Source organism: Stutzerimonas stutzeri (assembly GCF_002909485.1).
Taxonomy (GTDB): Bacteria; Pseudomonadota; Gammaproteobacteria; order Pseudomonadales; family Pseudomonadaceae; genus Stutzerimonas; species Stutzerimonas stutzeri_AH.
The window spans coordinates 625,732-634,635 of record NZ_PPXG01000003.1; the positions used below are offsets into that span (position 1 = coordinate 625,732).

The window sequence follows — 8,904 nt, forward strand, 5'->3', positions numbered from 1 at the left end:
GTTAAATGAAGAACGATATACATGATCTGGGCTTGGTCCTGGAGTCGCGGGTCAAGTTGGTGCTGGTCGAGTCATGGGATGAACGCAGAGTGCTCGAGACGCTTACCGGGCTTGCTGTGCGGCAGGGGGTGGGCTTTTACGTATGGTCTGCCACTGAAGGGCTGCGCCATTTGTCGTTTGGCGGGGATCTGCAGGGCGGTGAAGAAAGCTGTGCACCGGAGGCGGCGCTTAAACTGGTGAAGCATGACCCCCGTGCAAGTCTGTATGTCTTCTGTGACCTCCACCCGTTTCTCGAAGAACCTAAGTTGGTGCGGTTGCTCAAGGACATCGCAATGAGCGAAGCGCCTGCAGCGCCAACTCTCGTAATGGTATCGCATGCGCTCAAGCTGCCGCCTGAGGTGCAACGGTACGCCGCTCGGTTCAGTCTGTCGCTTCCGGCTGAGGAGGAGTTGCTTGCCATCGTTCGTGAGGAAGCTACCCGCTGGAGCGAGCGTAATCGCGGGGCTCGGGTGCGTACCGATAATCGGACCCTGCAACAGGTGGTGAAAAACCTGCGTGGCCTGAGCCGTGCTGAGGCGCGGGCGCTGGCACGCAATGTTATTTGTGATGATGGAGCCATCACCCAGGAAGATCTTCCCGAGCTCAATCGAAGCAAGTTTCAGCTGCTGGATCTCGACGGTGTATTGGGTTTCGAGTACGAGACTGCTCGTTTCGCTGAGGTGGGAGGGTTGGCGAATTTCAAACGCTGGCTGGCGGAGAGACAGGCCGCTTTCCTGAGCGGCCAGGGTGATGATTTGCCGCGGGGCGTGATGCTGGTAGGCGTTCAAGGGGGAGGCAAGAGCCTCGCCGCCAAGGCGGTAGCCGGGTTATGGGGTTTGCCATTGTTGCGCCTGGATTTTGCCTGCTTGTACAACAAGTACTTTGGCGAAACAGAGCGCAATCTTCGCGATGCGCTAACGTTGGCCGAACAAATGGCGCCTTGTGTGTTATGGATGGATGAGATCGAAAAAGGCTTGGCGACAGGTGATATGGACGGCGGCGTCAGTCAGCGAGTGCTGGGAACGCTGCTGACCTGGATGGCGGAGCGCAAAGCGCCGGTGTTCATGGTTGCCACTGCGAATGCGGTTGATCGTTTACCGCCCGAGCTGTTGCGAAAGGGTCGCTTCGACGAGCTGTTCTTCGTTGACCTGCCGGATATTGCAACGCGAGCGGAGATATTCCGTATTCATCTCGCTCGCCGCGAGCTGCGGCCTGAAAACTTGGGTCTGACGGCACTGGCCGAGGCTAGTGACGGCTTCTCTGGTGCCGAGATCGAGCAGGTCGTGGTGAGCGCCGTCTATGCAGGCCAGGCCCGACAGCAACAGGTCGATCAGCCGATGTTGCTGGATTGCATCCGTGCGACATCGCCGTTGTCGGTGGTTATGGCAGAGCGGCTGGCCGCTCTGCGCGAGTGGGCTCAGGGCCGTACGGTGCAAGCCGATTGAGCCGTGGCCAACGCGGCTGTTATAGGCCGGTCCCGTGACGCAGATCCACTAGCGCGGGGACGGTCAACGCCGCTACCAGGCCAGAGACGATTAATACTAGCCACAGCGCAGCAAGCACCTTTACCGATCGGCTGTTAGGTGGTGGTGGCGAACCGTAGCGGTTGACCTCGCGGTTCCCTGGCATCAACAACATCACGAACGGGAATAAGCTGCCGAGGAATGGCACCAGATTCAGCAGGATCAGCCAGCCGGACCAGCCGAAGTCGTGCAGTCGCTGGATGCCGATCTGCACGCTGACTACCAGCATGCCGATCCCGATCAGACCCATGCAGATTAGGCCGGCGGTGCTGGAAACCGCCATGATGACTGCGGCGACACCAAATAGTCCCGCTGTTGCAGCCATGATGACCAGCGACCAGGCGAGATAGCGCAGTCGGCCAATTCGTCCCGTGACGGAGAAAGGCTTGAGCTCGCCGTGCAGGGGCATTGTCTCGCCTACATCTGCAGAAGGCGGCGCATAGGGGGAGGCGGGGATAGCTTTGCCTTGGGGCTTTGAGTCATGTGCCTGTGCCTGACGCGCCAGGTACTTCTCGATAATGATGCCGCATGCCGCACATTCGCTGGACTGGCTTTGAGTATGACCGCATTTGGGGCAGGTCATGGATGCCGAGGACTGAACGGCCTGCGCTGCCAGCTCCTCTTCGGTCTCCATGAGGCTCAATTCGGGAGTGAGGCGCTCAGGTTCTTTGGACGCCTTGGCACCGGCCCGGTGCAATGCGCCAAGATACCTGTCGGCTTCATCGTTGCTGAGGTTGCTTTTGATGATGGCTACCTGGCCGCTGAACAGACGTTCGACCTTGCTTAGGTCCGTCTTGAACAGCGTTGCCAGGTTTGACTTGGCAACCTCAAGTGGCACTTCGGGCATCAGTTCGCCATTGAAGACGATCTTGAATTGGGCTTCTTGCATGTGGCGTCCATGTCACGACTGAATGGTGGCTGCAGATTAGAGGGCCTACTTGGCCGAAACAACAAGGTTTACCCAAGACTCCGAGCTAGATAACACATTGCTGCTTGGCCCTGCTGGTAAGCGTCAGTGGTCTCAGAATGGCTTGACCACCACGAGAATTACGATGGCTATTAGAAAGATCACCGGGATCTCATTGAACCAGCGATAGAAAACGTGCCCGCGGCTGTTTTCGTCTCGGGCAAAGCGTTTCATCTGTGCGCCACATACGTGATGGTAACCGACAAGCAAAAGCACTAGCGCCAGCTTGGCATGGAGCCAGCCGCCCATGCCGAACAATCCGGGGGTGAGCATGAGCATCCATAACCCGAACACCAGCGTGGCAATCATCGATGGGAGCATGATGCCCCGGTATAACTTGCGTTCCATGACTTTGAAGCGCTCACGACTGGGCTGGTCTTCGCTCATCGCGTGGTAGACGAATAGGCGGGGGAGATAGAAGAGGCCAGCGAACCAGCAGACGACCGCGATGATGTGTAGCGCTTTGAGCCAGAGGTAGAGCATCGATTGAATCCTTGCAGGGCGAATACGTCGATAGTAGTGGCTGGGGTCGGCTCCGTCATCCCGCCGGTTGGCCCGGGGCCAAAGCAGCCTTATCATCGCGCTTTACGTTTTTAGTTGAGGGTACGTCATGATCAAGGTCGGTATCGTTGGTGGCACAGGCTATACGGGCGTCGAGTTGTTACGTCTGCTTGCTCAGCATCCACAGGCCGAGGTCGCCGTGATCACCTCCCGCTCTGAAGATGGTGTGAAAGTGATCGACATGTACCCGAACCTGCGTGGTCACTACGACGATCTTGCATTCAGCGTCCCGGACGCAGCGACGCTAGGCGGGTGCGACGTGGTGTTCTTTGCTACACCCCACGGTGTCGCTCATGCGCTCGCGGGGGAGCTTCTGGCAGCTGGCACTCGGGTGATTGACCTGTCCGCCGATTTTCGTCTGCAGGATGCTGATGAATGGGCGAAGTGGTATGGCCAGGCCCACGGCGCGCCCGAATTGCTTCCTGAGGCGGTCTATGGTTTGCCTGAGGTCAATCGCGAACAGATCAGAACGGCTCGCCTGATTGCCGTTCCAGGCTGCTACCCCACTGCCACTCAGCTGGGCTTTCTACCCTTGCTCGAAAACGGGCTGGCCGATGCGTCACGTTTGATTGCGGACTGTAAGTCCGGTGTCAGCGGCGCTGGGCGTGCGGCGAAAATCGGCTCATTGTTTACCGAGGCTGGCGAAAGCATGATGGCTTACGCGGTCAAGGGACATCGCCATCTGCCCGAGATTCGCCAGGGGCTGCGCCGAGCTGCCCAGGGTGATGTTGGGTTGACCTTTGTACCGCATCTAACCCCAATGATCCGGGGCATTCATGCCACGTTGTACGCGACAGTCACTGACACCTCCGTGGATCTGCAACGCGTCTATGAGCAGCGCTATGCCGATGAACCTTTTGTCGACGTAATGCCGGCAGGTAGTCATCCGGAGACGCGCAGCGTTCGCGGTGCCAACGTCTGTCGCATTGCTGTGCACCGCCCCCAGGGTGGGGATCTGGTCGTCGTATTGTCGGTGATCGACAACCTGGTGAAAGGTGCATCTGGGCAGGCCATCCAGAATATGAATATCCTGTTTGACCTCGACGAACGGCTAGGGCTTGGCAATGTCGCGCTGCTGCCTTAACGGGGCGCTTCGATGTTGTAAACCGCAACTGGTCGAATAGTTGACCGGTTTTGTCAGGAAAGCCGATAATGCGCCGTCAATGCAGTAGGGCGTTTCACGCCAGGAGAACCCAATGAGTGTCGAATCCTTCACGCCCACCGCCATCCAGTTCAGTCAGGGGGCTGCGAGTAAGGTGAAGAGCCTTGTCGATGAGGAAGGTAATCCGCGCTTGAAGTTGCGGGTGTTCGTCACGGGCGGCGGATGCTCGGGTTTCCAGTACGGCTTCACTTTCGATGAGGATACAGCCGACGACGATACGATTATCGAGCGAGAGGGTGTGAGCCTCGTGGTTGACCCCATGAGCTATCAGTATCTGGCTGGTGCGGAAGTCGACTATCAGGAGGGGCTGGAAGGTTCCCGTTTCGTGATCAAGAATCCAAATGCCACGACAACTTGCGGCTGTGGACAGTCGTTTTCCATCTGACGCTTCATGAGTTTAAACAGGCCGTGCGATGCACGGCCTTTTCGTTTGAGCTGTCAAGCAGGGTAGATGGCGCCAAGAACGCGGCTGCCGCGCGCTCCTGTCACGGTTGGACGGTTCGCGGGTATGCGCTCCAAGCAGCAGTGTGCCAGCCAGGCGAACGCCATCGCCTCCACCCAGTCCGCAGGCACCCCCTCACAGTCTGTGGTGTCAACCTGGCAGGATGGGAGCAATGTCTGCAATCGCTGCATCAGGGTTGAGTTGTGCGCTCCGCCGCCGCAGACGAATAGGTCTTGCGTCCCCGGTTGGGCGGCCATGAGCGAGTCGGCAATGCTTATGGCGGTCAGCTCAAGCAACGTTGCCTGAACACTTTCCGGTCGAAGATGGTTGTGTTTGACGAGATGCGTGTCCAGCCATCCTAGATTAAAGAGTTCGCGCCCGGTGCTTTTCGGCCCTCGGGTGGTGAAGAAATCTTCGTTGAGCATTGCTGCAAGAAGATCCTGGTCCACGACGCCGCTGGCGGCCCAATCACCATTACGGTCGAACGCCAGGCTCCTGTGGCGCTGAATCCACGCATCCATCAGGACGTTGCCGGGGCCGCAGTCGAAACCATGGCTTGGGTTGCCGGGTGTTAGAAGGCTGAGATTGCTGAAACCGCCGATATTTAGAACGGCACGAATCCGCTGGCTGCTTGCAAACATGGATTCGTGAAAGGCAGGCACTAGCGGCGCGCCTTGTCCGCCGGCCGCAACATCGCGGCGGCGAAAGTCGCTGACGACAGTAATGTCGGTCAGCTCTGCCAGCAGGGCAGGGTTGCCAATCTGAATGGTGAAGCCGAGATGGGGCTCATGACGCACTGTTTGCCCATGGCTACCGATGGCGCGTATCGATTGCGGAGGCAGCTGCAGTTCGCCAAGAAGCTGATTGATGGTTTCGGCGGCTAATCTCGCCCAGTGCTGTTCGGCTATGGCTGCGCGTGCCAGCTCGTCATCTCCAGAGGAGCACAGCGTCAGCAGCTCTTGCCGAAGTTCGGCGGGCATTGCCTGGAAACGGGTGGCGATCAGGCGCGTATCTGAACCTTGTTCGACGAGAGCGATGTCGAGCCCGTCTAGGCTGGTACCCGACATCACTCCCAGATAGAGCGACATGGGCTATTGTTGATTGAGGGCCAGCATAGTGGCCTTCTCTTCATCCATGCGAGCCATCAGCGGCTGACTTAACTGCATGAAGCGTGGTTTTTCATTCTGAGCAATAGGATCGGCCATTGGCAGCTTTAATCCCAGAGGGTCGACGTGCACACCGTCAACCTGGAACTCGTAGTGCAAGTGCGGCCCGGTCGACAGCCCTGTGGTACCGATATAGCCAATGATTTGGCCCTGCTTGACCGTAGAGCCGTTGCGCACGCCCTTGGCGAAACCTTGCATATGGGCGTAGAGAGTGCGGTATCGCTGACCATGCTGGATAACTACTGTGTTGCCGTAGCCCCCTTTTCGGCCGGCGAGCACAACCTTGCCGTCACCGGCGCTCTTTATCGGAGTGCCGTGTGGAGCAGCGTAGTCAACGCCTTTATGGGCGCGAATCTTGTTCAGAATCGGATGCTTACGACCGTTTGAGAATTTGGAGCTAATTCTGGCGAAATCTACGGGGGTGCGAATAAACGCTTTACGCATGCTGGTGCCATCGGCGTTGTAGTAACTGGTCACTCCGTCTTTGTTGGTGTAGCGAACCGCAGAATATGTTTTTCCTCGATTGGTGAAGCGTGCAGCGAGAATATTCCCGGTACCGACGTGCTTGCCTTCTACGGTCTTTTCTTCATAGATGACTTCGAAACTGTCGCCCTTGCGTATGTCGAGGGCGAAATCGATGTCATAACCAAACACGTTGGCCAGATCCATCGTCAAATTGTGATTTAGTCCGGCGCGCTTGGCAGCCAAGAACAGACTGCTATCGATCTCACCACGCGCATAGACGGAACTGACCTCTGGTTTGATCTGCTCTTTCTTGAAGGCAAAACCATCGGCAGTTCTTTCCAGTGCCAACGTTTCCAGATTGTTGAGCTTGCTACGCAGGCTCGCCAGTCCCCCATCCTCGGTCAACTGGAAATCGAGCGTTTGACCAATCTTCAAGCGAGAAAACTGCTTAGCATCCTGGCTGCTCGACAGCACTGCGTGCATGACAGACGAGGGCAGCCCGACTTTGGCAAATATCGTCGATAGAGTATCTCCATTGGATACAACGACTGACTTTGCCAGAGCATTCGTTTCGGCTGGTGACACTTGAGTGATGGCTTCGTCTTCGGGAGCCTGTCTTTCGACTTCCGCAGCAACGTCTAAGGCCGAGGTATACGCAAAAGGGGAGTCCGCTGAGCTTTGCTCGTTGCTGTCGGGCTCGCTGAAGATCTGTCCCGAAGAGGATTCGAGTTTCAGGTCAATGAAGGTCTTCTTGGCTTCCACTTCGCGTGACGGAAATACGAGCAGAGCCAGGCTCAGCAGCGCAGCTACACCACTGGCAGCCAGAAGATGGCTCTTGGGGTAGTTCGGGGCTTTTGATTTGGATGGCATCATTAGGCTTCTGACGTTTTTTGCGCGGGATATAACTGTCTAAAATATAAGCAAAGCACCCGGGAGGCAACCCTTGTGTCGGCCCAACTGCCGGTCGGTGCAAGCGAGTGGCTTGTAATCGGCCTGCGATCTTGTAAGGTTGTCGCCCTTTGATAATGGTACGGGGCTTGCCATGAAGTCGGTTGAAGAGCAGCTGTCGATGATCAAACGGGGCGCTGATGAGGTGCTCGTCGAGTCGGAGCTTGTCGCCAAGCTAGAGCGGGGCGAGCCTCTGCGAATCAAGGCTGGGTTCGATCCCACTGCTCCCGACCTTCATCTCGGGCATACAGTGCTCATCAATAAGATGCGCCAGCTGCAGGAGCTGGGGCACCAAGTGATCTTCCTTATAGGGGATTTCACGGGAATGATTGGTGATCCAAGTGGCAAAAGCACTACGAGGCCACCGCTAACGCGGGATCAGGTTCTTGAGAACGCCGAAACCTACAAGGCTCAGGTGTTCAAGATATTGGATCCGGCGAAAACTGAAGTGGCATTCAACTCCTCCTGGATGGACAAGCTGACCCCGGCCGATTTCATCCGTTTAGCCTCGCAGTACACCGTTGCGCGCATGCTTGAGCGCGACGACTTCAGTAAGCGCTACTCCACCAATCAGCCAATCGCCATTCATGAGTTTCTCTATCCGCTGGTCCAGGGCTATGACTCGGTTGCTCTGCGGGCAGACATCGAGCTGGGTGGGACCGATCAGAAGTTTAATCTTCTTATGGGGCGAGAGTTGCAGCGCGCTTATGGGCAGGCGTCGCAGTGTGTGGTGACCATGCCTTTGCTGGAGGGGCTCGATGGCGTCAAGAAGATGTCCAAGTCGCTCGGGAACTATGTTGGGATCCAAGAGCTGCCCGGCGTGATGTACAGCAAGCTCGTGTCGATCCCTGACGCACTTATGTGGCGGTATTTCGAGCTTCTTAGCTTTCGCTCGGGGGAGGAGATAGCTGAGCTTCGTGCCGACGTCGAGCGGGGCGCTAATCCACGCGATATAAAGATCAAGCTCGCTGAGGAGATCGTCGCTCGCTTTCATGGCGAAGACGCCGCAGCTGCGGCGCATCGCTCAGCGGGCAATAGAATGAAAGAAGGGGAGCTTCCCGACGACCTGCCTGAAGTCGAGCTTCTGTCTGATCAGGATATGCCGATCGCCTCCGTGCTTAATAAGGCGGCGCTTGTTAAGAATGCTGCTGTGGCCCGCGATCTTTTGGGGTCGGGTGGGGTGCGTGTCGATGGGCAGGTTGTTGATCGTGCCTTTGTGTTTAAGCTTGGTTCCGTCCATGTTTGCCAGGCGGGCAAGAAGTCCTTCGCGCGCATTTCGTTAAAGTCGGATAAAACTGAAATAAACGGTTGACGGTAGTTTTCAGGCCCCTATAATGCGCACCACTTCCGGCGCAGTCCTTAAGCAAAACCTCTTGTAAATCAAAAGGTTAGCGAAATAAAAGGGTTGCACTGGTGGCGGATTCGAGTAGAATGCGCCGGGCTGGCAGGGCGGTGGTTTAGCGTTGCTGGTGGCTTCGGTCAGGTTGATCGGAAGCGGTTGAAAGAGGTGGTTGACAGCGGTTTTGAACGCTGTATGATTCGCCTCCCGCTGATGAGAGACGCAAGTTGATCTGAAGCGCAAGCGGTTGAGAAGAAAGAAAAACTTCTTCAAAAACAGCTTGACAGGTAAC

9 protein-coding genes are annotated in these 8,904 nt (G+C 56.9%); 4 read left to right on the forward strand and 5 right to left on the reverse strand.

Annotation, left to right across the window (positions count from 1 at the left end):
- Window positions 1–5 precede the first annotated feature (5 nt).
- Window positions 6–1,484, forward strand: a complete 1,479-nt coding sequence (locus tag CXK91_RS10345) for an AAA family ATPase (protein ID WP_103456043.1) — start codon at window positions 6–8, stop codon at window positions 1,482–1,484.
- Window positions 1,485–1,503: 19 nt separating this feature from the next.
- Here the strand turns inward: CXK91_RS10345 and CXK91_RS10350 are convergent, their stop codons facing one another.
- Window positions 1,504–2,451: a DUF805 domain-containing protein gene (locus CXK91_RS10350; protein ID WP_103456044.1), complete on the reverse strand. Its 948-nt coding sequence runs from the start codon at window positions 2,449–2,451 to the stop codon at window positions 1,504–1,506.
- Between the two features lie 132 nt (window positions 2,452–2,583).
- Window positions 2,584–3,012, reverse strand: coding sequence for a protoporphyrinogen oxidase HemJ (gene hemJ, locus CXK91_RS10355; RefSeq protein WP_103456045.1), 429 nt, complete (start codon window positions 3,010–3,012; stop codon window positions 2,584–2,586).
- Window positions 3,013–3,139: 127 nt separating this feature from the next.
- Between hemJ and argC the strand changes: the two genes are divergently transcribed.
- Window positions 3,140–4,174 (forward strand): N-acetyl-gamma-glutamyl-phosphate reductase, encoded by a 1,035-nt coding sequence (gene argC, locus CXK91_RS10360; protein WP_103456046.1) that lies wholly within the window; start codon window positions 3,140–3,142, stop codon window positions 4,172–4,174.
- A gap of 112 nt (window positions 4,175–4,286) precedes the next feature.
- Window positions 4,287–4,637, forward strand: a complete 351-nt coding sequence (gene erpA / locus CXK91_RS10365; protein ID WP_103456047.1) for an iron-sulfur cluster insertion protein ErpA — start codon at window positions 4,287–4,289, stop codon at window positions 4,635–4,637.
- A 53-nt stretch (window positions 4,638–4,690) separates the two neighbouring features.
- Here the strand turns inward: erpA and CXK91_RS10370 are convergent, their stop codons facing one another.
- The gene (locus tag CXK91_RS10370; RefSeq protein ID WP_103456048.1) at window positions 4,691–5,782 is read right to left on the reverse strand and encodes an anhydro-N-acetylmuramic acid kinase; all 1,092 of its coding nucleotides are present in this window, start codon (window positions 5,780–5,782) and stop codon (window positions 4,691–4,693) included.
- A gap of 3 nt (window positions 5,783–5,785) precedes the next feature.
- Window positions 5,786–7,198, reverse strand: coding sequence for a peptidoglycan DD-metalloendopeptidase family protein (locus CXK91_RS10375; RefSeq protein ID WP_103456049.1), 1,413 nt, complete (start codon window positions 7,196–7,198; stop codon window positions 5,786–5,788).
- Between the two features lie 169 nt (window positions 7,199–7,367).
- Between CXK91_RS10375 and tyrS the strand changes: the two genes are divergently transcribed.
- Window positions 7,368–8,585 (forward strand): tyrosine--tRNA ligase, encoded by a 1,218-nt coding sequence (gene tyrS, locus CXK91_RS10380; protein ID WP_103456050.1) that lies wholly within the window; start codon window positions 7,368–7,370, stop codon window positions 8,583–8,585.
- 9 nt (window positions 8,586–8,594) lie between these two features.
- Here the strand turns inward: tyrS and CXK91_RS22805 are convergent.
- The coding region (locus CXK91_RS22805) for a hypothetical protein (protein ID WP_103456051.1) at window positions 8,595–8,904 on the reverse strand (310 nt) is incomplete at its 5' end.